We start from the raw sequence: 24,592 nt of genomic DNA, 5'->3' as shown, positions 1-24,592 counted from the left end.
TGCCCGATTTAATTTACTATGTGTATTGTTCTCCATGTGTATGGGCTACATCTGGCTACCCTAAGATCGTTATGGCAAAATCGAAGAAAAGCGCCAATCCCATCAATTTGAACGATCCACAATATTATCTTAACCGAGAGTTAAGCTGGCTAGAATTTAATGCCAGGGTATTACAGGAAGCCTGTGACGATCGCACACCCCTTCTGGAACGCTTAAAGTTTTTGGGAATTTTCAACTCTAATTTGGATGAGTTTTTCATGGTGCGGGTTGCTGGTTTAAAGCAACAAGTAGAAGCAAAAGTTAGCCTGTTGACTCCTGATGGTCGGACACCACAACAACAGTTAGACGATATTAGGTCTACCCTCACTCCTCTTGTAAAGAAAGAGCATCAACATTTTGAGCAAGTACTTCGTCTTCTACTAGTAAATCATGGCATCCATATTCTGGATTACATAGATTTGAATCAAAAACAACGGACTCATCTCAACAGTTATTTTGAGGAACAAGTCTTTCCAGTTTTGACTCCTCTGGCTGTTGATCCTAGCCATCCGTTTCCTTTTATTTCTAATCTCAGTCTGAATCTGGCTGTTGTGGTCAAAAACCCAGACACCGAAGAAGAATTCTTTGCCAGAGTTAAAGTCCCCAGTGTTCTCCCCCGATTTTTACCGATACCGCCGGAGTTGGGAGATCAGAAAAACGATAAACCTGCCCACTGGACTGGTGTACCTTTAGAACAAGCGATCGCTCATAACTTGGAATCTCTATTTCCAGGGATGAACATTCAAGAATATCATCCGTTCCGCATTACCCGTGATGCCGATTTGGTCTTAGAAGAAGATGAAGCAGATGATTTATTGTTAGCGATCGAACAGGAATTGCGAAAACGGCGCTTGGGCGGAAGTCCAGTCCGGTTAGAACTTCAATCCCAGACTCCTGAAATAGTGCGATCGCGATTATTGCATGATTTGGAATTAACAGAAAGCGATCTCTACGAAGTAGATGGTCTTTTGGGACTGCGGGATTTGATGTATTTTATGTCCTTGCCATTGCCAGAATTTAAAGATCCACCACGCCAATCTGTTGTACCATTACGTTTGCAAAGGCTCAGAGAACCGAATTTAGATCCAGATGGGCTGGAGACGGACGAAGGAAAAGACTTTTTTGCTGTAATTCGGGAAAAGGATTTGCTAGTACACCATCCCTATCAATCCTTTTCGGCTACAGTGGTGCGCTTTATTACCCATGCTGCCTACGATCCGAATGTTTTAGCCATCAAAATGACCCTTTACCGGACTTCTGGTGACTCGCCTATTGTCAACGCCTTAATTGCCGCCGCCGAAAATGGCAAACAGATATCCGTACTGGTGGAATTAAAGGCGCGATTTGATGAGGAGAATAATATTTACTGGGCAAAACGACTGGAAAGAGTAGGGGTTCATGTTGTCTATGGTTTAGTGGGACTGAAAACCCACAGTAAAACCGTCATGGTGGTACGGCGCGAAAAAGACCGGATACGCCGCTACGTGCATATTGGCACTGGTAATTATAACCCCAAAACGGCACGACTGTATACAGATTTGGGATTATTTAGTTGCCGTGAAGAATTAGGTGCTGATATCACAGATTTATTTAATTTCTTGACCGGATACTCCCTGCAAAAGTCTTATCGAGAGTTGCTGGTTGCACCTGTGAATATGCGCGATCGCTTTTTGGCACTAATTCACCGCGAAATCGAAAATGTTCAAAATGGATTTTCTGGACGCATTGTTGCCAAAATGAATTCTTTAGTCGATCCGCAAATTATCGCCACTTTATATGAAGCTTCTCGCGCTGGAGTGCAAATCGACTTAATTATCAGGGGCGTTTGCTGTTTGCGTCCAGGACTCAAAGACATTAGTGAAAACATTCGCATAATCAGCATTGTCGGTCGCTTTTTAGAACACTCTCGGATTTATTATTTTCACAACAATACACAGGAAGAAATCTATATCGGCAGTGCCGACTGGATGCGCCGTAATTTAGATCGCCGAGTGGAAGTAATTACCCCAGTCAAAGACCCAGATATTGCCAAAGATTTGCAAGAAATTATGGGAATTATGCTCGCAGATAATCGCCAAGCTTGGGAATTACAAGCCGATGGCACTTACATTCAACGGCGTCCTTATGATGATTCTCCAGAAGCTAATTCACAAAAAATTCTTATGAATATGGCATTACGCTCAAGTGGTGTAGCCTCAAACCTGATTGATTAAAAATAAGTTACTTCTACCTTGACAACTAGCTCAACTTAGTTTTTTAGAAAACTTGATTTTTTTGAGAAGTTATCTAAATTGTTTGTCATGGGTTCACACAAGTTATTCAACCATAGGATAGAGTTAGTGCTGGCATTTGTTCCCATAAACTAGAGAGGCTGTTCTGAAATAATTTCGTCTTTCCCTTAATGTTAATGTTATCCTGTGAGCTTTCTACCTTGCGTGTTCTAGTAGTTGATGACCACGAACTGACTCGTTTAACCTTACAATTAGTTTTTTCTTGCCAGGAAAATATTCAAGTAGTAGGTTTAGCCAGTAATGGTGAAGAAGCTATAGAAATGGTTAAACGTTGCCATCCTGACGTAATTGTTCTAGATTTACAGATGCCAGTTATGGATGGCTGGAGTGCGTCTAGTCACATTAAAGCTATATCTCCGAACACCCAGATCCTTGCTTACTCCTCAGTGGAAGACGTAAATTTCCAGGGGGCAAAGGCAATGTCTAGCTTTGATGATGTTTGCAAGAAAGATGTACCTACAAAGGAACTCATTGCTTTAGTTAGGCAGTTAGGTCAGCGTGCAGGAGATGGTTCCGTTGCAGGATAAATGATACAGCTATGTTGCTTCGCCAACTAACACTTAGTTCAATTCGGGGGATTTGAGGACATGATAATACTAAAAAGCGTCGGGTTAACCTGAAGTTGAGGCTTAAACCGACGTAATTTTCGATAATTTTTACTCTACCGGAATGGTGCGTCTAAATTCATCAATTAATTCATCCAGTTCTTCCAAAGCCTGATTTACGTCAACTCTCAAAGTTCCCAAATTTGGTTGCTCAAGTAGACCTAACAGATACTCGCGTTTGCTTTGAACTGCGGCAATTCGTTCTTTTATAGTCTGTAAATCCATTATTTTTTTCCTATCTTTAAGTACCTTTAACTTTAAAGTTAACTCAAAATCCAACATTCTGGGGGCAATAATACGCCCTTACTAGTCTACTACACAAACTTTGTGGCTTAGAAATCCGTGTCCTTGCGTCTACGTAAATTCTTATACAAGGAAGGCAGAACCCCTTGACTTCTTACGTCTAGGAACAATGTTCTTCCCTAATTACTTATTCATAACCGATGATAATAAAACTGAGGTATTCAGACTTTATACTAATTTAAGCTTATGCTACGCCAAATCTCTTTGGGAACACTCGGTTTAACTATCGGCAGTATATTAACCATCATGGGTTTCGTCGCCTATGGTGTTAATAATGCCACATTAAATCTTGTCGGATTTTTTTACGGAATTCCTCTATTATTGGGAGGATTGGCGCTGAAAGCTAATGAACTCAAGCCAGTGCCCTTTACTCAAACTACGTCACCGTCAGCATTAATATTGCGCCAACAGCAAGCAACTGACACCCAAAATAAAATTCGCAAAGACATCACTCGATATTGTTACGGTCAAGATGCTCATCTAGATACAACACTTTCTTTTCTGGGTTTGAGTCCCTCAGACCAGGAACGGCCAACAGTAACAGGCTTGCGAGAAACAGAAGTTAATGGCAGCTATGCCCTAGTTTTGGAATTTGATTCACCGCTAATACCAATTGATGTCTGGCAACAAAAGCAGGAAAAAATGACCAACTATTTTGGCCCTGGATTGGAGGTTCAAATAACGCAGCCATCTGAAAACAAAATTGAGCTAGCACTGATCAATACTCAAAAAGAGTCACTAGTCACTAGTCAATAGTCAAGAACAAAAATTCTCGTTATCCAAACTCGATTCTTTTATGTACCAATCCTGAATCAAACGCGCAGATCCCCGACTTATCAAAGAAGTTGGCGATCTGCCAATACGGTTCGGATAAGCAGGGGGAGCAGGGGAAGAAAGAGGGTATTATTGCAATACTGCTCGGTTTTTGGATTTTTAACTCGGAATTTGGTTTGGGGAAAAGGTTACTGGGTTTAGATTAAAGGTTTTTTCTTTCCCCTTTCCCTTTTCCCCAAAACCCAACAAGTATTGGGTATTATTGAGCAATTCTTCTCTCACCCTGCTTACAAGACTGCGTAGGTTAAGCTTAGAAAATAACTCCAATTTAGGTTAGGTTGAGGAATAAAACGCAACATTTTCAAGATTTTGTTGGGTAGTACTTAAGTCCAATCCAATCTACAAATCTACTGTCTGTTATGCTACTTCTTAATTGCTAACCAAAAAGTTACTTTTCTAAACGAACTGCATACCACTGCAAATATTGCCCAGGAGCAATGTCTAATTCGCAGGTGGTGTCAAGTAAATATTGTGCTTGAGCTTCCGCAGTATCAAACTTTTGCAAGTCAGGCGGCAAATCTTGAATTACAAGTTGTTGGAGAGTTGTTTTGAGCTTTTCTAATAACTCTGATTGTGTCAGAAATTGTTCTGGTTGATTTGTTTCTAGAACCACAAAGTGATCTTGCTGATACATTAATGAGTCTGGCATTTTGAATATTTAGTGAGTGGAAATAGGTTTTAACTTTTGGATGAAATAAAGATAAATTTTTATATGCTAATTATGAATTAATTTTATTAAATTATTCAATAATTTATAATTTAGCATGTCTAAATTATAAATCTTAGCTCGAAGTCGGTGGATTTTTAAATAACTATAATCTATTTGGTTAAAATATCTCAGAATTAAATAATAATTTTTAATTATTTTATTATTCCAAAATTAATCTATAAGAAAGCTTTGTCGCTCAGGTAAATTTCTATTCTATGTAATTAGACTAGACATCCGTAGCCCTTGTCGAATAGACTAAATAAATTTGAGTCAATTATTGATATTAATATTTAGTCTTAACTATCTTATAAGCGCACTTGTGTTTTTGCTTTGCCCTGTATCGTTAAGTTTCTAAACTAACTACAGAACTGAATCAATAAGGTGTACATTTGCAATTTTTTGAAAAATCGCAATTTGACTTTAACAATGGGGAAATATAAAAGTAACATTTCCTCTCCTAACCATAGGCGAACAAAAAGGTAAGAATTGCCTTCGTGTTCCAATTATAGATTGTCTATGCAACTTAGTTCTCTACCGCTTGCTTGGCTCAGTAACACAAGAGCCTCTATTGTCAAAGAACAGTTGATTGTGAAGCCAGACACACCTTTGCCGCAAATCCTGGCATTGATAAAAAGAGCGATCGCCCCCATGCGATTGAGTTGCATAGCCTTTTTCAGGATAGTTCTGCAAGTGGAAGGCAACTCATGTCAGGCATAACTCCATTTTCTGTTTCTAAGCAACCACCACTGATTCTAGTAGCTGATGATGACAAGACCATCCGAGTATTGTTGCGTAAAGCTATGGAACAAGAAGGTTATCGAGTGGTCGAAGCCAATGATGGTAAGCAATGTTTAGATGCTTACGAGATTATCAAACCGGATATAGTTTTGTTAGATGCTGTAATGCCTGTGATGGATGGTTTTACCTGCTGTAAGCACTTGCTCCAAATTGCCAGGAATAATTTAATATCAGCTCTTGCAACTTTTGATACTAACTCTGGACTTAATAATACTGTGATATCCAAGATATGGGAGCGCACTCCTATATTGATGATCACATGCTTAGATGATGAAGAATCCGTAGATCGTGCTTTTGAAGCAGGGGCGACTGATTATGTCACTAAGCCAATTCATTGGCCTGTATTGCGCCAGCGATTGCGTCGCCTGCTACAGCAAGCGCAAGTCTACAAACAGTTAGAGGCGGCAAACGAAGCTTTGCACCACTTGGCCAATGTAGATGGCTTAACTGAGTTGGCAAATCGTCGCCGTTTTGACGATTATCTCAATACTCAGTGGATTAATCTGGCACAAGAGGAATCTCCCCTGTCAATGATTTTGTGTGATATCGACTATTTTAAATTTTATAACGATAAATATGGTCATCCGGCCGGAGATGTCTGTTTACAAAAGGTGGGTGCTTTATTAAGCCTCAAGGCGCAAAAACATCAGGATTTAGTAGCGCGTTATGGTGGCGAAGAATTTGCTGTGATTATGCCATATACGCCTGCATCTGGCGCACTTCACGTTGCCGCAGCGATACAAGAGGGAATCAAAGATTTGCAAATTGTTCACGATGGGTCTGCGGTGAGTCAGCATGTCACGCTAAGTATGGGTGTGGCTACTGTTGTGCCCACTTGGGAATCCTCTCCTTCAGATTTGATTGTGCGGGCAGATAAAGCACTTTACCAAGCAAAAACCGGGGGACGCGATCGCTTTGTCTCAAGTTTTTAGAGACGCGATTAATCGCGTCTGTACAATGGTCATTAGTCATTAGTGAATGTTTTGCCTAATCTCTAAGAAGGATAAACTGGTAATGTGAAGTGAAACCATGCTCCGTTATTGGGGGCAGAATCTACCCAGATTTGACCATAATGTGCCAGGATGATGCGTTGGCATAAACAAAGACCAATCCCGTAACCTTCTGTAGCTTCATCCCGTTGCAGGCGGAAGTGATTTTCAAAGATGCGATCGCGATTCTCTACAGGAATACCAGGCCCGGTATCGCCGATACTAAACTGAACTTTTTGGGTAGTGCGATGTAATCCAGCAACACTAATCTTGCCACCTTCTGGGGTATATTTGATGGCATTATCCAACAGATTCACTAGCACTTGGCGGATGCGTTCTGGGTCAGCATATACATAAGGCAAGTCACTAGGAATATCTATCTCTACCTCTTGGGATTTGGCGGTGTAGCGATCGCACAATTCTTCTAGTACATCTAAGCACACTTTACCCAGTTGCACCTTTTGTGGTAAAATAGGGAACTCTTTATCTTTGCCCCGACCTACCTCTAAAAGGTCAGCAATCATGCGGTCAATAACCTTAGTTTGATTGCGGGCTTGTTTTAATAAATGCGCCGTCATCGATGGCTTGAGGCGCTGGAATTGCCCCGTCTCTAAATTGTAATTAGATTGGAGAGTTTCGATAGCGATCGCCGCAGCAGTTAGCGGATTGCGGAGATCATGCGCCAGCATAGCAATCACCCGGTCTTTAAACTGTAGCTGCTCTTGGAGGTTATCTTTTTCCTGTTTTAAGCGAAAAATTTCGTCTGAGAGTCGAATTAGTTCGGCAGAAACAGCAACTGAACGGATAGTGGATTTGGGTGATGTCGCCCTAGTATTATCGTCTATACGTTCTTGTAAGTCTTCCTGTACTTTTAAGTAGGCGTCTACAGCAGCTTGCCAGCGAGGCCACCAGTTTTTTAATTGCGCTATGATATTACTCCCAGCAAGAACCTGTCGTGGTTCCGGATGGATTTTAATTAAAGCTGGCGTTGCTATCAATTTAAAGTGTTCTGCTAAGTAAGGTTGTTGTCCAACATCGATAGTTTCAACTTCAAAACTATACTCAGCCTGCAATTCTTTTAAGTAAGCACGGATTCGCTGCACTTGTTGTCGGGACTTGGGTCGTCCATCGACAAATAGTAGCAGCTGGAGTGGGGCCTCAGAATAAATAGGCTGATCCTGGGAAACTTGCATGTAATCGTGTTTCAGCACTGGTAACAACCTGGCGACGCTTTACAGAAAGTAAAATAGACTGACGGTTGTCGATGGTCGTTGTTTTTTCTTCAATTTAATATCTATTTTAGATTCTTAATACTCTTATCACTTCTGCGTTTTTGACATCAGACATATCTTTTTCAGCCTTTTGCCCTGTTTTGGTTAACTTTATCTCCAAGAAACATCCAAGTCCCTTGAATATTAAGTCTTAATTTGCCCTGAAGCAAAAATTTTCGCTAGAGCTAACAGGTGAAAAGTTTAACACTGTGTCAATTCGAGTACTTACTTTTAACAAGTAATCACTTAAGCAAACGCAGATGCTAATTGTATCTAATCTATCAGGAAGTTGTTAACTGTCCAGACCAAATTTGTAGGGAGCTTTCTCAACCGTCAGTGCATACGATGAAGTGTCTTTTTTGCCTCTACCCAATCCTAGTAATGATTGGGAAAACAGTCACAGCTAAGTATGTACTGTCTCTATAACTTGCGAAGCGCACCTTCTGTCCAGTCTTCCTACAAGAACCCCTACCCTATACCAGAAGAACAGGGGATGGATTGCCAAAGAGAAAACTTTGGATAACATAGAGGCGATGCCTACGGCGGTAAACTACGCACTTTTAGAGAAAGCACTCACTGCTTTCGAGGCTGCCAAGAAACTCTTGACTATAGCACAAGTAGCACTTTCCCCAGAAAATCAATCTAGAGATACTAGAGAAACTGCTGCGACACTTGACCGCTTTGCCTATTATCACCCTGGCCCCCAAGAACCACAGACTGACGCTAAGTTCCTGAAATTGCTTAATAGTGGCATTTTTCACCTATTGCCTAATTCAGCTTACCATCGTCAGATGAATAATTTCCAGAATCGATTGTCAGCTGACGTTAGCGAACTTTATCCATTCCCCTCCTTGAGTGAGGCTAAAGGGGCCTTTAGTCCTAGTCTATCACTTCAGTTGCTTGGCAATCGTATTATAACTAGTGCATCTGGAAGAAGATTAAAGCTTGTGCTAGCTACACTGTTCTTTGGTGAGTTAACAATCAGTTATCAGCTATGTCAACTGATTTAAATCGCAGAGAAGTTAAAAGATAAAGTTGGCTTGACACAGTACTAGTTTTCCTGAACCAGCAAAACTGATTTCACAGGACGCCTGATAGGATTTCCTTCCAAATCAACCTTCCCGTAAAAAGTTTTACCATTGTAATAAAGCGAAGATGAACTTCCCCCATCCAGATTCATCGCTTGATTAGCACCAAGAGTTTTCATAAAATCAGCTAATGCTGGCAAAGATATCCCAGAATTAGCGGGAGCCGAGGGTTTTTGAGCCACCATAACTAACACAACGCCACCATCACGGGTAATACCCACGGCAGTTCTGGCGTTAGGTTGGTTGCTGCCAAGTGCATCTCGTTTACTTGTATTATCTACAAAACCCTCTTTTGCTAACGTGAGTTCTGGTAATAGGCTTGGGCCTGCGCCTATAGAATCGGCTAACTGACAACCTGCTGGTGGTGACTGACTGTGGAGAGCAATGGCATAGCGGTTAGTTTTCCCACATAGGTAGCGGCGGAATTCTGCGCGATTGAATATTTGACTTAGGTAAGGTTTTAAGTTGAAATTGTTCACCAATCGCTCGTTTTCCTTAGGGTCAGCTACCAACTTCCTTTGTATGACAACATAAGATGTAGTCTTTTGGTTGGCTGGGTCAAAAAAGCCTGCATTCAAAATAGCTACGGCTCGATGCTTTTGGGCAAATTCCTCTACAGTGGCTACCTTCTGTGATAATGCAGGAGTTACCAAAAATTTGCTATTAGCTGGAATCAACAGAATGTGAGCGATGCTTTGGGGTAAAGTGCGCTCGAAGTAGCGGATAGTTTTTGGTGTTAAAGATGTAACAGTTGGTATTGACGGTGTTGAGAAACGGAAATTCAACCACAATACCATTGCCAAACTAATTAATATCAAACCCAGTAGTTTAATTTTTCTCACATTTAAACCTTAGCCATCCAATAAACTCGGATGCCGTTAATGCTATCAGGACGTTATGCGATCGCGGCGAACAATATTGCACATTCTAGATTTAGAAACTAGCGTGATATCATGATATGGTAGGTTGCGAAACCATTTTCTTTACAGGGATTGAAACCCTTGAACTTACTAAATCCCTATTTGGGATTGAAATTAAGATCATGTTAGAAAGCACAAAGCTAAAAAATATCTCCAAAAAATTCGCTATAGCCAGAAATTGTGCTTCTTTTAAAGAAAATGAGGCAATGAGAGCTATTGCATATAGCATGGATTTACTATTACCTGGTTTGTATATATGGCTATTTGGTTTTAGTTTTCGCCTTGGTGGAAACATACCAGATGATATTCCCTATAAATATCCCGGTAAAATTCACAGTAACACTGGAATTGCGTTAGTATTACCAGGATATAGAATTTTTACGACTTACCAGGGTAGCTATGACCCTAAACAGACATCAAATACAGGGGCTAGCAGCTTTTAATTGTACAGTTCTCGACTCAAATACTTTTGAAACCTTAATGACTCAGGCAGGATATTCAATCTCAGGTAGCGCACCTGCACAGTCTAATAGAATAAAAGTATGGTGGATTCATAACGAATACCCAAGAGTCGAGTCCGTATATAGTCCAGACAAGAAAATAGTGATAACGGCGTATCATATTAACTGATATATTTTATTTCTATTAACCAATTCCAATGTGGGCAGAAAGTTTTGGTTGACGGGATTATTTATAGTTTGTAATACTTTCACCAGCAAAATCAATTAACCATCTCCTGCAACTGATTCCAATTCTGGAGATGTCTAATGTGTGTCTCTGGGTGTTGAGGCAGGCAAGTACACTGTAAATTGAGTCCCCCTGCCTACCTGACTGTAAACATTGACAAAACCACCGTGATTCTTAATGATGCCCAACACCGTGGAAAGTCCTAAACCTGTACCTTTGCCTACCTCTTTGGTGGTAAAAAATGGTTCAAAAATCCTTTGCTGGACTTCCGAAGACATCCCCATACCAGTATCCGTAACTACGATCGCAATATAAGAACCCACTTTAGCATCAATATTGATCTGGGCAGAATGTTCACCAATCACAACATTTTCCGCCGCAATCCTCAATGTACCGCCATTAGGCATAGCATCACGGGCATTAACTACTAAATTTATCAGCACCTGATGTAGTTGAGTTGCGTCTCCACGGACATACCACAGATTTTTAGGGATATCTGTTTGACAAATGATAGATTTGGGGAATATTTGAGTGATAATTTGCTCAATTTCCGCTATCAAAGGCTGAATTTGGACAATTGTCTGTTTGCCTTCGATGCCCCGTGCAAAAGATAATACTTGCCTGAGCAAATTAGCGCCGCGTTTAACATTAGTTTCTAAAGTTTGCAGTATTTGCTGACTCTGCGAATCGGGCAATTTCTTCTGCAACAGTTGAACTGACATTAAAATTGGGGATAGTATATTGTTCAGGTCATGAACGATACCCCCAGCTAGAGTACCGATACTCTCCAAACGTTGCGATCGCAAAAGTTGAGCTTCCAGTTGTTTCTGCTGCGTAATCTCGGTGTTCACACTCAAAATGGATTTGGGTTGTCCATTATCATCTCGAATCAGTATCCACCGACTTTCAACGATAATTACTTTACCTTCCCTTGTCAGTTGATGCAACTCACCCCGCCACTCACCCGTATTCATCACTCTCAAGTAAGCATCTTCTAGCTGTGGTGAAATATCTTTATACAAAAGTTGCAAAACATTCTTACCGATAACTTCCTCTGTCTTCCAGCCGTACAGACGTTCAGCACCTTGATTCCAAAACAAGATTTGGTTGTGGATATTTCGCACCAGAATCGCATCACTTGATACATCCAGTAGCAATCCTTGTTCACGGATTTTCTGTTCTGCCTGTTTTTGCTGGGTTATATCTCGCATCAGTGCCAAATGGATGAATGTGCCATCAGATTCGTTACGCAGTGGTACGGCATGAGTTTCTATGTAGCGGCGAGTACCTTTAAATCCCAGGATTTCAAACTCCAGAGTTCCCTTTTTACCTTGGCAGACACTTTTATGCAAGTCGGTAAAGGCGGCTTTATACTCTGTTACAATTAGGGCATCAATTGGTTTACCAATTAAGACATCGGCACTTTCCACTTCCATCATTGCCAACCCTTCTGCATTAATTTCTAAAAGGGTTCCATCCCTGGCAATTAAGTTGATGCATTCTGGTTCTGCATCTATCATGGCTCGTAAACGATTTTCACTTTGGCGTAGGGTCAGTTCCGTCTGCTGAAGTTGCCTGATATAACGCCACAACAAGTCATACAACAGCGCCACCAGCACTAAATCTACAACAGCAGCGATAAAAAATGTAACTATTGCTTTTTGAGAACTTGCTTGCGACTGCTGCATTTGCTGCTGTAATAAATTTTGCTCTACCTCTAAAGAGTCGTGAATAAGCTGTTGGATTTCTTTGTTGGTTTGCTTATCTTTGTCAGATAAGATTTGCTGCCGAACTGCTTCAAATCCCTGATTTTGTCTGAGGTAAATTTCTTGTTGTAGCATGTTGAGCCTGTTACTAATTTTCGGCTCAAGCAAAGAAATCCACTGCCGCTTTTGATGGTTATTGGCAGTTAACTTGCTAATAATCTGAATATTGCTATTAGTTTTTTGATAAGCTGCAAAATAGGTTTGTAAATCATCTGCATCTGCTGTAATTAAGTAATTACGTTGTGCAGTTTCAGTATCTTTAAGTTTAGATTGGATACTTTCAAGTTCAGTAACCACTTTATATGAGGATGTCACCGATTCTTGATTGGAAATCAGCTTGACAGTATTGATATATGAAACTACAGCATTAGTAAATACAACTGCCAATGCTAGGATAAATATTGCTTTTAGCTTTTGGACTCGATACCATTTTTTGATCATGCGATCGCCCTTTCTGCCGCAGATGCCCTCCATCAGTTAAAATTAAATATTAAAAACAAATACTGAGAATAATTTAATAATTGTGACAGCACGGGTAACAAAATACTATCTCTTCAAGTTGTAAATATCTGGATTTTTGGGATGATGATTTATACATAAGAGTTACAAATAAATCCGCTAGTTTTTAATATAAATTCATTTTGAGCAGTAATGTGACCAATGGAGTTTGGCTCGTATAAGTTTCCTTTCTATAACATTTTTAGAATGTTGCATTGCAACATCTATCCGTAAATCCAAAACAAAACTAGCTAATATGGATGTGCATACATACTCTATGCACTGTTTTGAATACCTTGTTTGTCGGTTTTGTCTTTTACCTTTTATATACAGGGGCTACCTGTTTGCTACGTAAGATTTTTCGGTAAACTAATAACTCTTAGCTATTATTTGAGAAAATTATAGTCGAAAATTGGAACAGTCAAACAGACGTGCTTGATTTATACAAGTTATACTACTAAGTACTTGGTACATAAATTTACTTTATGTTATCTCTTACTGTTGGCGACCCCGTTCCTTGGTTTATCCTTCCCTCGACCTCAAACCCGACCTTCCATTTCAATTCAGTTGGTGGATATCGTGTGATTTTGTTTTTTTTCGGCAGTACTAAAAATAATCGGATTCGTGAAATTCTCAATCAATTCTGTACTCGCCAAAACCAATTAGCTTCGTACCAAGCCCCATTCTTTGGTGTCAGTATAGACTCAGATGATACTTTCTTGGCAGAATTAGTTGAGAATAAGACTTATTTCAAGTTCTTGTGGGATTTTAAGCGAGAGGCTAGCATCCAATATGGTGTTTGTCAACCCGATAATCCAGCAGGTAGCGGATTGCAATATCAACCAAAAATTTTTATTTTAGATGAAAATTTACGAGTCCTACAAGTTATTCATGCCCTAGCTGTTGCTAATCCTGTAGAGCAAGTTTTCGAGTTTATTAAAGGTTTACCTGCTATACCACCAACTAGCCTAGCCCCAAAACTTGCACCTGTGCTTTTCATACCCAATGTATTAGAGCCAAGCTTCTGCCAGAATTTGATCGATCTGTACTTAGCAGATGGTGGTCAAGATTCTGGCTTCATGCGACAAATTGACGGGAAAACAGTAGGGGTTTACGACTACAGTTTTAAAAAACGTCGAGACTATTTCATTTCAGATCCTCAACTATTACAGCAAATTAATCAACGCATTGTTCGCAGAGTCAAGCCAGAGATTGAGAAAGCATTTCAGTTTAGCATTACTCGCTTTGAACGCCAAGTAGTAGCTTGTTACGAAGCAACGGAACAAGCTTTCTTTAGTCGCCACCGCGATAACACAACTAAAGGTACGGCTCACCGGAGGTTTGCTATGTCACTGAATCTCAACACTGGCTCTTATGAAGGTGGCTACTTACGGTTTCCAGAGTACGGATCTCAACTTTATTGTCCAAATACAGGAGAAGCGTTAATTTTTTCTTGCTCATTACTTCATGAAGCCACTCCTGTCATCAGTGGTCAACGATTTGTTCTCTTGTCGTTTTTTTACAACGATGAAGATGCCCAGTTTCGAGAAAACAATAGCCAGTACATTGCACTCAACAGTACTACCGATATTTAAACTGAACTAAGCAAGCAGGGAAAAATAGCACAGGGTTTTAGGAAGCTACGAACAAAGAAAAATGGTTATTCTGATGCCCGAATGCCCAAAATTTTGAGTAAATTATCCGTAGAAACAGTTAACATCCGAACAGTTGTTGATTTTGTTAGGACTTACGCAAAAATTGCTAAAAAGCTTAATTTCTCGAACCGCCAAGACGCCAAGAGCGCCGAGAATTCGTAGAGTGTCCGTAAGTCCTATTTGTGCAACGATGAGCTTACCTTATAGAGTGAATATTAAAATTGCTGCGATCGCGCAGGAGCATCGAATAAAGAAAACTTGTCTTGCACCAATGAAGGCCACGACACTTCGAGCTATACCAGGGCTAAGTACACCAAAATTGATAAGTAGCGCACGCAAGAGCGATCGCTTGTAGATGAAATTGAAAACAGCTAGATTATTTTAGAATAAGCTTGACATGATTCCAATAATATGTTAATAATTATAGTTTGTGGAAACTTTACTTCTTAATTTAAGCTCTTGGCTAACGTCATTGTCATAGGTGCCCAATGGGGCGATGAAGGAAAAGGTAAAATAACTGACTTACTCAGCCGTTCCGCAGATGTTGTGGTTCGTTACCAAGGGGGTGTCAATGCCGGACACACGATTGTAGTTAAAGGTCAGACCTTTAAGCTACACTTGATTCCCTCTGGTATTTTGTATCCAAATACCGATTGCATTATCGGCTGTGGAACAGTCATCGATCCACAGATTTTGATTGCAGAACTCGACCAATTAAAAGAACTAAATATTTCCACTGACCACCTGCTGATATCTGAGACAGCCCACGTAACAATGCCTTATCATCGCTTGATTGACCAGGCATCGGAAGAACGACGGGGAAGCCATAAGATCGGCACAACAGGTCGGGGCATTGGGCCGACTTATGCTGATAAATCTGAACGTACAGGCATTCGGGTTTTAGACTTGATGAACCCGGATGAGCTACGTGAGCAGTTGGAGTGGACGATTAATTATAAAAACGTCATTTTAGAAAAGCTTTACAACTTGCCGCCTCTAGATGCACAAGAGGTGATTGAACAGTATTTGGGATATGCAGAACGCTTGCGCCCTTACGTTATTGATACATCGTTAAAAATATACGATGCAATTCAGCGACGGCGGAATATTTTGTTTGAAGGCGCACAAGGTACGCTCCTTGACTTAGATCATGGGACTTATCCTTATGTCACCTCCTCTAATCCTGTAGCCGGGGGGGCTTGCGTTGGTACAGGGGTAGGGCCGACAATGATTGACCGAGTAATTGGAGTGTCGAAAGCCTATACGACACGGGTGGGAGAAGGGCCATTTCCCACCGAATTGGATGGACACTTGGGAGAAATGTTGTGCTCGCGCGGTGCTGAATTTGGCACAACTACCGGACGCAAACGGCGTTGTGGCTGGTTTGATGCCGTCATCGGTCGCTATGCCGTGCGGATAAACGGCATGGATTGTATGGCGCTCACCAAACTGGATGTCCTCGATGAATTAGAGGAAATTCAAGTTTGTGTAGCTTATGACATAGATGGCCAACGTAGCGAACACTTCCCTACAAGTTCTCGTCAATTTGCTAGATGTCGCCCCATCTACAAAACCTTACCAGGATGGAAAGTGTCAACAACCCACTGCCGTACCCTGGAAGACTTGCCACCGCAAGCACTGGACTATCTAAAATTCCTCGCTGAATTAATGGAAGTCCCGATCGCGATCGTCTCACTAGGAGCAAGCCGCGATCAAACCATAATCGTAGAAGACCCCATCCACGGGCCCAAACGTGCTTTATTGCAAGCTGACGGTACACCTGCTACCCTGCTTAGTGCGTAAATCGACCATTAGTCCTTTGCTGATGACTAATGACTAATGACTAATGACTAATGACTAATGACAAAGGACAACTTCTATGGCTATTACAGTCGAATCTCAAAAACGTCCAGAAGGCAGCAAGCCAAGAGCTTTGCGCCGTGCTGGACTGATACCTGCCAATTTGTATGGTCATAAGGGTACAGAATCTATTTCTTTGACCATTGAGGCCAAAACTGTTGAGCGTTTGCTCAAAAGAGCTTCTGTCAACAATACCTTGATTGAGTTGAATATTGCTGATGCACCTTGGCGTGGCAAAACCTTGCTGCGGGAACTTCAGATCCATCCAGCAAAAGGTACGCCTTACCACCTCAGCTTTTTCGCAGTTGCTGGCCATGGCAACACCACTGTAGAAGTTCGTCTGCGTTTTGTGGGAACTGCTGTTGGTGTTAAACAAGAAGGTGGTGTGTTAGACACCGTAATCACTGAATTGCAAGTGACTTGTGCGCCAGAAAACATCCCAGATGTAATTGAAATCGATGTCTCTAACCTGCATATAGGAGACAGCTTGAGTATTAGTGATATACCCTTTCCTGAAGGTGTAACACCTCTAGCTGAATCAGAGCGACTTGTTGTCAGCGTTTTGCCACCACAAATTAGCGCTGAAGATGCTGGGACAGAAACTGAAACTGAGGCAGCTTCTTAAGCTAGGTAAACTGTGTAATAATTTTTGATGACACCAGGGGGAAACTCCTGGTTTTTTTGTATTTGAACCGCAGAGGCGCAGAGAGCGCAGAGGACAGAGATGACAGAAGCGACTCTTCCAGCTTTAATTCAGCAAATGTTGCAGCCTGGATTTTATCCCCATTCGGTAACAGAACCTATTCAATTAATTCAAACCCACATTTCTTATGTGCTGCTGACTGGGGATTACGCCTATAAGCTGAAAAAACCGATGAATTTTGGTTTTTTAGACTTTTCCACCTTAGAGAAGCGGCAACATTTTTCTCAGGAAGAGTTGCGATTGAATCAACGGGGAGCAGGTGAACTGTATTTAGAAGTTTTGCCCATAAGCTTGATAGGCGAACAATACCATTTAGGAGGAACTGACGAGGCTGTAGAATATGTACTAAAGATGCGACAGTTTCCGCAAGAGTCGCTATTAAGTACACTTTTTGAACAGGGAAAATTAAATGAGACACACCTAGAGGAGTTGGGACGGGTGGTGGCTCAATATCATGCCGAAGCACAGACGAATGATTATATTCGCAGTTTTGGTGAAGTTCCAAAAGTCAGAGCTGCATTTGACGAAAATTATCAGCAAACTGAAAAGTATATTGGTGGGCCCCAAACACAGGCGCAATTTACAGAAACGAAGCAATATACAGATAACTTTTTTGCTGAACGTGCAGAATTATTTGCAAGCAGAATTCACAACAACTATATTCGTGAATGTCACGGAGATTTACACCTGAGAAATATTGCTTTGTGGCACGATAAAATCTTGCTGTTCGATTGCATTGAGTTTAATGAGCCGTTTCGCTTTGTCGATGTGATGTACGATGTAGCATTTACGGTGATGGATTTAGAAGCGCGGCAGCGTAAAGACTTAGGTAATGCCTTTTTGAATTCATACATAGAGCAAACTGGAGATTGGGAAGGCTTACAGGTACTACCTTTGTATTTAAGCCGTCAAGCTTATGTTCGAGCCAAGGTGACTTCATTTTTGCTAGACGATCCGAGTGTACCTGCGACGGTAAAGGAAGAAGCGACAAAAACTGCTGGTGAGTATTATAAACAGGCTTGGGAATATACTAAACCAAAGCTGGGAGAAGTAATTTTGATGTCGGGGTTGTCGGGTTCTGGTAAAAGTACCACAGCAAGGCATTTAGCGCGTCAACTAGGAGCAATTCACCTGCGTTCTGATGCGGTGCGGAAACATTTAGGGGGAATTCCCCTGTGGGAAAAAGGTGGCGATGATTTGTATACCCCTGAGATGACCGCAAAAACTTACACACGGCTCTTGGAATTGGGAATTATCCTAGCTCAACAAGGTTTTCCGGTGATTTTGGATGCCAAGTACGATCGCCAGCAGTTGCGGCAAGAAGCGATCGCTCAAGCTACAAAGCACCAACTTTCCCTTCAAATTATCCAATGCACAGCACCCCTTGAAGTTATAAAAGAGCGTCTGAACAAGCGCACTGGTGATATCGCTGATGCCACTGCCGATTTATTAGACTCACAAATCAAACAAGCTGAACCTTTTACTGAAGAAGAACAACCTTACGTAAAGATTTTGGATACAACTCAACCACAGCAGGCACAATTAAAATAATTCGTAATGACGCTCCTACGTCGTTAACGCTACGCTATCGAGCGTCATTAGTAATTAGTTAATAGCCTTTTTTTACTCTATGGCAGACAAAAAGAACGACCTTTTCAGTATTTCTCCCAGCTTCTTTTCTCAGTTATTATTTGGGGCATTTTTAATATTTATATTGATAATGACCGGTTCCTCACCAGCCCTGAGTATCTTTTTAGGTATCATGGGCGGTTTCATCCTCAGTTGGATCACAAATGTAACTGATAATAGCCCCCAGGCACCAAATGTAGCCTCCTCTGATGGTGTCGATACAGGACTGAAATACTGGTTATTTTTCATGCTTGGCTTTGTATATTTGGGCTATCCAGCACCCATGAGTATCTTGCTAGGTGGAATAGGCGCTTTAGCTGGAGGCTGGATTACTGCTTGGTGGGGAAGTAAGGAAGAAACTAGAACTCAGTTGCAAGTTGAAGAATTAGAAGAGGGCGAAATTGAACCAAGGAACGACAGGATCAACAAACGGCAAAGAAGAAGAACTGCCCGCCGTTACCGTCGCGCCTCTGGAAGTAGTATCAATTTCAGGTTTTGGGAAAAGTAGGGATTGGGCATTGGGCATTGGGCATGGGGCATCGGGCATTGGACATTAGTCAATAATCAATAGTTCTTCCTCTACTCCCTCATCTCGCTCATCTCCTATTCCCCATGCCCCATGCCCCATTCCCCATTCCCCACTATGTTTTTATATCTCTCTAAATTACTGCCACTATTTTTTTATCCACTAGGATTAGCCTGCGTGAGTTTGGTAGTAGCATTAGTCACGTTGTGGAAACGACCGCGCACTGCGGCGATCGCAATTGCTTTTGCTTTGACTTTATTGCTATTTTGTAGTAATGCTTGGATTGCTAAATCATTAGTGCGATCGCTAGAATGGCAAAATCTTCCACTCGCCCAAATACCAGTTGCAGAAGCGATTGTGGTTTTGGGTGGCGCAACCAAATCAGCTTTTTTCCCAAGACCTACCGTCGATTTGAGTGAATCAGGCGATCGCGTGATTTATGCTGCACAACTGTATCGCCAAAAAAGAGCGCCTATAATCATTCTTAGCGGCGGGCGTATCGATTGGCGTGGTAGTGGTTCCTCAGAGTCGGCAGATATGGCAACAATACTCACATCTATTGGTATTCCATCTGAGGCAATTATCCAAGAACCTGAATCTCTAAATACTTATCAAAATGCTGTAAATGTCCGCAAAATTTTGGAGTCTCGTGGCATTCATCAGGTATTATTAGTCACTTCTGCAATGCACATGCCGCGATCGCTTAAGATTTTCCAACGCCAAGGAATTAATGTTATTCCTACACCGACTGACTTTCTTGTTAGTGAGGGTGAACTGCAAGAACTCGGCAACACTCCTAAAGCCGCTATACTGAATTTATTACCTGATACCGATAACTTGCACCAATTTACCAGCGCTTTAAAAGAGTACATTGGTTCTTTAGTTTATCGTTTACGCGGTTGGATTTAATAAAAGTTATGAGTTGTTAATTATGAAATGTAGTAATTACCTAAACTCCTAACTCCTAACTCCTAACTTCTAACTTCTAACTTCTAACTTTATTTAAGATGTCTAAAAATTTACCTTATATTATGCCATCCCCTCAACCCCAAGTTGAGGAAGCATTTGCCACTTATCAAACAACTCATCAGTTCTACCACGAAGTTCGTTCACGGTCAGAGTTTCAGCGTTATTGTGAGTGGTATTACACTACAGCAGAACAGAATCGCCAAGAGCTTAAAAAAATGCGCGGCGAACTGAATATTTTTCAGTGGTTTCGCCGCCGATAAGTGATTTAGATGACTTCTAACTCATTTTCGCGTAAATGGGCTTTAAACTTTTTACTAAACTGGACTACAATCGGCAAATTAGCGCTTACGGGTCTGTCTCGCCATTGGGTGGCAATAGCTACTACCTCGCCTTCAGTGCCTTTGATGTCAAAAGGCTGATTCCGATGTTCAGGATGATGATACACTACTACCGATTCTTTAACGCGGACGCGATCGCCAACTTTCATAACAACATTTACACCTAGCATTTTATTTTCCACAAGTATCTGCTACAAAATATATGATTAAATCGCTTAAAATTTGATTTAATCAGCTATTTCTTGACGCTTCATCGGGATGCAATAGCGCATTTAACCCTCTGCGTCCAGGCACGTCTTAGCAATCCGTGCGTACTTTTTTTAGTTTTTTGTCGCGTTAATACGTATCGCCTTTATCCTCTGTGTTTACCCCAAAAGTAGGGAAATGCAAGGAAATAAGCCGATATCAGATGCCTTTACTACTGTGACAAGATATCTAACCCTTTTATCTTCACTCTAGGATGTTCCCCAGGTCAACTCTCTTACCAATTTTCGTGCATAGCAGACGCGCCGTTATTATCGAATCCACTCTCATCTCACTTCTATTCCTCTCTCTGAAGCGGCTACGGTGGTGTTCACAAGTCTTCTAGAGTTACCCCACAAACTTCGCTCTCCCCAACACCTGATAAATTGGGGGGCAAAAAACTTTCAAAGTCCGTGCGCTCAAAGAAGACGCAGAGATTGTAATAGGCAAAGACAAATCTCCGTGTTATGTTCATTTTCACCAAAATTTTATATCTTTAGATAGATGCGTAACCAATTTTAAGAGAGCAATATTTCCGATGGGCTACGCTAAGACAAAAACTTTACTTTGCACTTTATAAAGTTAACTATAACTTTACCAGAATTACATTTAGCCTATTGACACTACTTACATATTCATCAGAGTATCTAAGTGTTTTAAAGATATTAAAGTATTTTAAAGATTTAAAAGTCAAGTCCTTTGACTAAATGATACCCAAAGACTGCTACTAACATAATTCCTAATTAAATTTCTTAATTACGAATTACGAATTATCATGTGCAGTCCAATTTTAGAGCGTAGCAATAGCGATCGCATTGTCTACGATACTGTGAATGAGCGGTTATTCTACAAACCCAAAGCCTACCTGGTTGTGGAAGTAGCAGTTAATTGAGAGTTCTTAAATAGTGCAAGTCATCGAAGGGGATAACGGGAAACTCTATCCCCTTGTCTCTCCCTCCAATTATCCCTTGTCTTTTCATTGACACCAATGTACATCTGTGCGCCCCTACTTGGAACACGGAACTTCAAGCCTAGAACCTTAAAGCCCACTCCCTGACCAACAACTAAACATAGGAGAAAATCATGGCTAATTCATTCTTCAATCTCAATGATCTGAATGGTAACAATGGCTTTAAAATTAACGGCATTGCAGCAGGTGACAACTCAGGCACCTCAGTCAGTAATGCGGGGGACATCAACAACGATGGCATTGACGACCTGATTATTGGGGGACGACTTGCCTCCCCCAACGGCAACTCTTATGCTGGGCAAAGCTATGTAGTGTTTGGGGAGACAAATTTGGGCAGTGGCGGCAGCCTCAACCTCTCTGATTTGAATGGCACTAATGGCTTTAAAATTAACGGCATTACAGCAGGTGACAACTCAGGCACCTCAGTCAGCAATGCGGGGGACATCAACAATGATGGCATTGACGACCTGATTATTGGGGCAGATGCAGATGGTGCCTCCCCCAACGGCAACTCTCTTACTGGGCAAAGCTATGTAGTGTTTGGGGGGACAAATCTGGGCAGTGGCGGCACTCTCAACCTCTCTGATTTGAATGGCACTAATGGGTTTAAAATTAAGGGCATTGCACCATATAACTTATCAGGCTACTCAGTCAGCAATGCGGGGGACATCAACAACGATGGCATTGACGATTTGATTATTGGGGCACCTGGTGCTGGGCAAAGCTATGTAGTGTTTGGGGGGACAAATCTGGGCAGTGGCGGCACTCTCAACCTCTCTGATTTGAATGGCACTAATGGCTTTAAAATTAACGGCATTGCAGGATATGACAGCTCAGGCCGCTCAGTCAGCAATGCGGGAGACATCAACAACGATGGCATTGACGACCTGATTATTGGGGCATATTATAATTCTGCTGGGCAAAGCTATGTAGTGTTTGGAAGGACAAATCTGGGCAGTGGCGGCACCCTCAACCTCTCTGATTTGAATGGCACTAATGGCTTTAAAATCAACGGCATTGCAGCAGGTGACTTCTCAGGCTACTCAGTCAGCAATGCAGGGGACATTAATAACGATGGCATTGACGACCTGATTATTGGGGCGACTAATGCCTCCCCCAACGGCAACTCTCTTGCTGGGCAAAGCTATGTAGTGTTTGGGGGGACAAATCTGGGCAGTGGCGGCACTCTCAACCTCTCTGATTTGAATGGCACTAATGGCTTTAAAATTAACGGCATTGCACCATATAACTTATCAGGCTCCTCAGTCAGCAATGCGGGGGACATCAACAACGATGGCATTGACGACCTGATTATTGGGGCAAATTTTGCCTCCCTCAACGGCAAAGATGCTGTTGGGCAAAGCTATGTAGTGTTTGGGGGGACAAATCTGGGCAGTGGCGGCACCCTCAACCTCTCTGATTTGAATGGCACTAATGGCTTTATAATTAACGGCATTGCAGTATATGACAACTCAGGCTTCTCAGTCAGCAATGCGGGGGACATCAACAACGATAGCATTGACGACCTGATTATTGGGGCACCTTATGCCTTTGCCAACGGCAAAGCTGGTGCTGGGCAAAGCTATGTGGTATTTGGGGGAACGAATATTCCTAATGGCAACACCTCTGTCAACCTAACTGGAACTCCTGGCGCAGATAACTTATTTGGTTCAGCAAGCAACAATATCATCGATGGGTTAACTGGTGACGATACCCTAACAGGCAACGGCGGTCAAGATAAATTTTTTATTCGCTCTGGCGATCGCAATGACATTATCACCGATTTTGGTGGCGTTGGTAAAGGTACAAATCCTTCAGCAGAAGTCATTGCAAATTTTGACACCTTGCAATTTACAGGTAGTGGTTTAACTGCCCAAAATCTGCAATTAACTCAAAATGGTAATAACTTAGAAGTTACTTTTGAAAATGTGGCTTCTACCAAAGTCATTCTGCAAAACTTCAAATTAGAAAACCTCGATAATCTTCCTGTTTTTGGAGCAAGCCCTGCGATTGGCAATATAGAGTTTGATGGGCAAAGCAACATCGCCGATAGCTTTGATGTAATTAATGCCAACTCTACTCAAGCTAGCATTTTCAACAAAAACACTGTCACCTTCCTCAATGATTTAAACAATAACATCGCAGGTTTTGACAACTCCAATGATGTGATTAATGGTCAAGGAGGTAATGACATCATTAATGGCTTGAGTGGCAATGACCTGTTGCGGGGCGGGTCAGGCGATGATATTCTCATCGGTGGAGAGGGCAATGATACTCTTGTGGGTGGTGTAGGTAATGATATTCTCATTGGTGGTGTAGGTTCTGACAGATTCCTTTACAACACCGATGCTGCTTTTGTGACTGCTGTTGGTGTAGATGCGATGTCTACGACGGGCTACGCCTACGCTGATTTCAACAGTTCCGAAGCTGATAAGATTATCCTAGATAAAACTACTTTTAGTGCTATTACTTCAACTCCAGGAACAGGTTTTAGCAATATCAGTGATTTTAAAATCACCAGTTCCGGGGCGACTAGCACAGCGAAAATTATCTACGACGCTGTGAGTGGGCAGTTGTTCTACAACCAAAATGGCTGTGCAGCTGGTTTTGGTAGCGGCGGTCTATTTGCAACTCTCACTGGTGCGCCAACTCTGAGTGCATCAGATTTTGTCGTGCAAGCATAATATTACAAGCATCGCATCAATTATATATCTCAATTTATCTTGTAGCTTTTCAATATCAAAGATGTTATACCATTTCACGAACTAAATTTATTGATACAAACCGTTCTTCTTGTCTCCCCTGCCTTCCTTGCTTGCCTAAATGTATTAATTTTAAGCTGAAATGGTATTAGTGATGATAATTCATCTTTTTAATATCCAACGCTTAAAATTCACGCAT

General features: G+C 41.5%; 22 protein-coding genes. 16 read left to right on the top strand and 6 right to left on the bottom strand.

Annotated features, from left to right (window positions below; genetic code table 11):
- Positions 1-71: 71 nt before the first annotated feature.
- Together ppk1 and CDC33_RS01815 are read left to right on the top strand one after the other, a co-directional pair.
- On the top strand, positions 72-2,252 hold the full coding sequence (gene ppk1, locus CDC33_RS01820) for a polyphosphate kinase 1 (RefSeq protein WP_109007041.1): 2,181 nt from the start codon (positions 72-74) through the stop codon (positions 2,250-2,252).
- Between the two features lie 188 nt (positions 2,253-2,440).
- Positions 2,441-2,857 (top strand): response regulator, encoded by a 417-nt coding sequence (locus CDC33_RS01815; protein ID WP_109007040.1) that lies wholly within the window; start codon positions 2,441-2,443, stop codon positions 2,855-2,857.
- Between the two features lie 129 nt (positions 2,858-2,986).
- On the opposite strand, the gene CDC33_RS38205 is transcribed toward CDC33_RS01815, so the two are convergent.
- Positions 2,987-3,160 carry a hypothetical protein gene (locus CDC33_RS38205; protein WP_181373863.1) on the bottom strand — a complete coding sequence of 58 codons (174 nt, stop codon included), beginning with the start codon at positions 3,158-3,160 and terminating at the stop codon, positions 2,987-2,989.
- Positions 3,161-3,424: 264 nt separating this feature from the next.
- Here CDC33_RS38205 and CDC33_RS01810 point away from each other — a divergent pair, with 264 nt between their 5' ends.
- Positions 3,425-3,994, top strand: coding sequence for a DUF2854 domain-containing protein (locus CDC33_RS01810; protein WP_109007039.1), 570 nt, complete (start codon positions 3,425-3,427; stop codon positions 3,992-3,994).
- Between the two features lie 466 nt (positions 3,995-4,460).
- On the opposite strand, the gene CDC33_RS01805 is transcribed toward CDC33_RS01810, so the two are convergent.
- Complete coding sequence (locus tag CDC33_RS01805; RefSeq protein WP_109007038.1) at positions 4,461-4,721, bottom strand: CRR7 family NDH-1 assembly protein; 261 nt, start codon at positions 4,719-4,721, stop codon at positions 4,461-4,463.
- A 576-nt stretch (positions 4,722-5,297) separates the two neighbouring features.
- Between CDC33_RS01805 and CDC33_RS01800 the strand changes: the two genes are divergently transcribed.
- The gene (locus CDC33_RS01800) at positions 5,298-5,498 is read left to right on the top strand and encodes a hypothetical protein (RefSeq protein ID WP_109007037.1); all 201 of its coding nucleotides are present in this window, start codon (positions 5,298-5,300) and stop codon (positions 5,496-5,498) included.
- Positions 5,486-6,511, top strand: coding sequence for a response regulator (locus CDC33_RS01795; RefSeq protein ID WP_109007036.1), 1,026 nt, complete (start codon positions 5,486-5,488; stop codon positions 6,509-6,511). The genes CDC33_RS01800 and CDC33_RS01795 overlap by 13 nt, the downstream gene beginning before the upstream one ends.
- 62 nt (positions 6,512-6,573) lie before the next feature.
- On the opposite strand, the gene CDC33_RS01790 is transcribed toward CDC33_RS01795, so the two are convergent.
- On the bottom strand, positions 6,574-7,779 hold the full coding sequence (locus CDC33_RS01790; RefSeq protein ID WP_181373862.1) for a histidine kinase: 1,206 nt from the start codon (positions 7,777-7,779) through the stop codon (positions 6,574-6,576).
- A gap of 575 nt (positions 7,780-8,354) precedes the next feature.
- Between CDC33_RS01790 and CDC33_RS01785 the strand changes: the two genes are divergently transcribed.
- Positions 8,355-8,849, top strand: coding sequence for a hypothetical protein (locus CDC33_RS01785; RefSeq protein ID WP_146195760.1), 495 nt, complete (start codon positions 8,355-8,357; stop codon positions 8,847-8,849).
- Between the two features lie 41 nt (positions 8,850-8,890).
- Here CDC33_RS01785 and CDC33_RS01780 read toward each other — a convergent pair whose 3' ends face one another.
- Positions 8,891-9,769: a phosphodiester glycosidase family protein gene (locus tag CDC33_RS01780; RefSeq protein ID WP_109007033.1), complete on the bottom strand. Its 879-nt coding sequence runs from the start codon at positions 9,767-9,769 to the stop codon at positions 8,891-8,893.
- 284 nt (positions 9,770-10,053) lie between these two features.
- Here CDC33_RS01780 and CDC33_RS01775 point away from each other — a divergent pair, with 284 nt between their 5' ends.
- Complete coding sequence (locus CDC33_RS01775) at positions 10,054-10,290, top strand: hypothetical protein (RefSeq protein ID WP_181374202.1); 237 nt, start codon at positions 10,054-10,056, stop codon at positions 10,288-10,290.
- 321 nt (positions 10,291-10,611) lie between these two features.
- On the opposite strand, the gene CDC33_RS01765 is transcribed toward CDC33_RS01775, so the two are convergent.
- Positions 10,612-12,741: a PAS domain S-box protein gene (locus CDC33_RS01765; protein ID WP_109007031.1), complete on the bottom strand. Its 2,130-nt coding sequence runs from the start codon at positions 12,739-12,741 to the stop codon at positions 10,612-10,614.
- 542 nt (positions 12,742-13,283) lie between these two features.
- On the opposite strand from CDC33_RS01765, the gene CDC33_RS01755 reads away from it, so the two are divergent.
- From CDC33_RS01755 to CDC33_RS01720, 8 genes are all read left to right on the top strand, one after another.
- Complete coding sequence (locus CDC33_RS01755) at positions 13,284-14,393, top strand: redoxin domain-containing protein (protein WP_109007030.1); 1,110 nt, start codon at positions 13,284-13,286, stop codon at positions 14,391-14,393.
- A 223-nt stretch (positions 14,394-14,616) separates the two neighbouring features.
- Positions 14,617-14,808: a hypothetical protein gene (locus CDC33_RS38200; protein ID WP_181373861.1), complete on the top strand. Its 192-nt coding sequence runs from the start codon at positions 14,617-14,619 to the stop codon at positions 14,806-14,808.
- Positions 14,809-14,912: 104 nt separating this feature from the next.
- Positions 14,913-16,256 carry an adenylosuccinate synthase gene (locus CDC33_RS01745; RefSeq protein WP_109007029.1) on the top strand — a complete coding sequence of 448 codons (1,344 nt, stop codon included), beginning with the start codon at positions 14,913-14,915 and terminating at the stop codon, positions 16,254-16,256.
- 76 nt (positions 16,257-16,332) lie between these two features.
- On the top strand, positions 16,333-16,938 hold the full coding sequence (locus CDC33_RS01740) for a 50S ribosomal protein L25/general stress protein Ctc (protein ID WP_109007028.1): 606 nt from the start codon (positions 16,333-16,335) through the stop codon (positions 16,936-16,938).
- Between the two features lie 99 nt (positions 16,939-17,037).
- Positions 17,038-18,567 (top strand): bifunctional aminoglycoside phosphotransferase/ATP-binding protein, encoded by a 1,530-nt coding sequence (locus CDC33_RS01735; RefSeq protein WP_109007027.1) that lies wholly within the window; start codon positions 17,038-17,040, stop codon positions 18,565-18,567.
- A gap of 79 nt (positions 18,568-18,646) precedes the next feature.
- Complete coding sequence (locus tag CDC33_RS01730; RefSeq protein ID WP_109007026.1) at positions 18,647-19,153, top strand: hypothetical protein; 507 nt, start codon at positions 18,647-18,649, stop codon at positions 19,151-19,153.
- A 135-nt stretch (positions 19,154-19,288) separates the two neighbouring features.
- Positions 19,289-20,080 (top strand): YdcF family protein, encoded by a 792-nt coding sequence (locus CDC33_RS01725; RefSeq protein WP_109007025.1) that lies wholly within the window; start codon positions 19,289-19,291, stop codon positions 20,078-20,080.
- Between the two features lie 98 nt (positions 20,081-20,178).
- Entirely contained in the window at positions 20,179-20,400 is a 222-nt protein-coding gene (locus tag CDC33_RS01720) for a hypothetical protein (protein ID WP_109007024.1), read from the top strand.
- A gap of 5 nt (positions 20,401-20,405) precedes the next feature.
- Here CDC33_RS01720 and CDC33_RS01715 read toward each other — a convergent pair whose 3' ends face one another.
- Positions 20,406-20,627, bottom strand: coding sequence for a ferredoxin-thioredoxin reductase variable chain (locus CDC33_RS01715; protein ID WP_181374201.1), 222 nt, complete (start codon positions 20,625-20,627; stop codon positions 20,406-20,408).
- Positions 20,628-21,804: 1,177 nt separating this feature from the next.
- Here CDC33_RS01715 and CDC33_RS41105 point away from each other — a divergent pair.
- Complete coding sequence (locus CDC33_RS41105) at positions 21,805-24,375, top strand: beta strand repeat-containing protein (RefSeq protein ID WP_109007022.1); 2,571 nt, start codon at positions 21,805-21,807, stop codon at positions 24,373-24,375.
- Positions 24,376-24,592: the final 217 nt, after the last annotated feature.

The organism is Nostoc commune NIES-4072 (assembly GCF_003113895.1).
GTDB classification, from domain to species: domain Bacteria; phylum Cyanobacteriota; class Cyanobacteriia; order Cyanobacteriales; family Nostocaceae; genus Nostoc; species Nostoc commune.
Note: the sequence above shows the minus strand (reverse complement) of the source record. Positions and strands in the feature narration are given on the sequence as shown.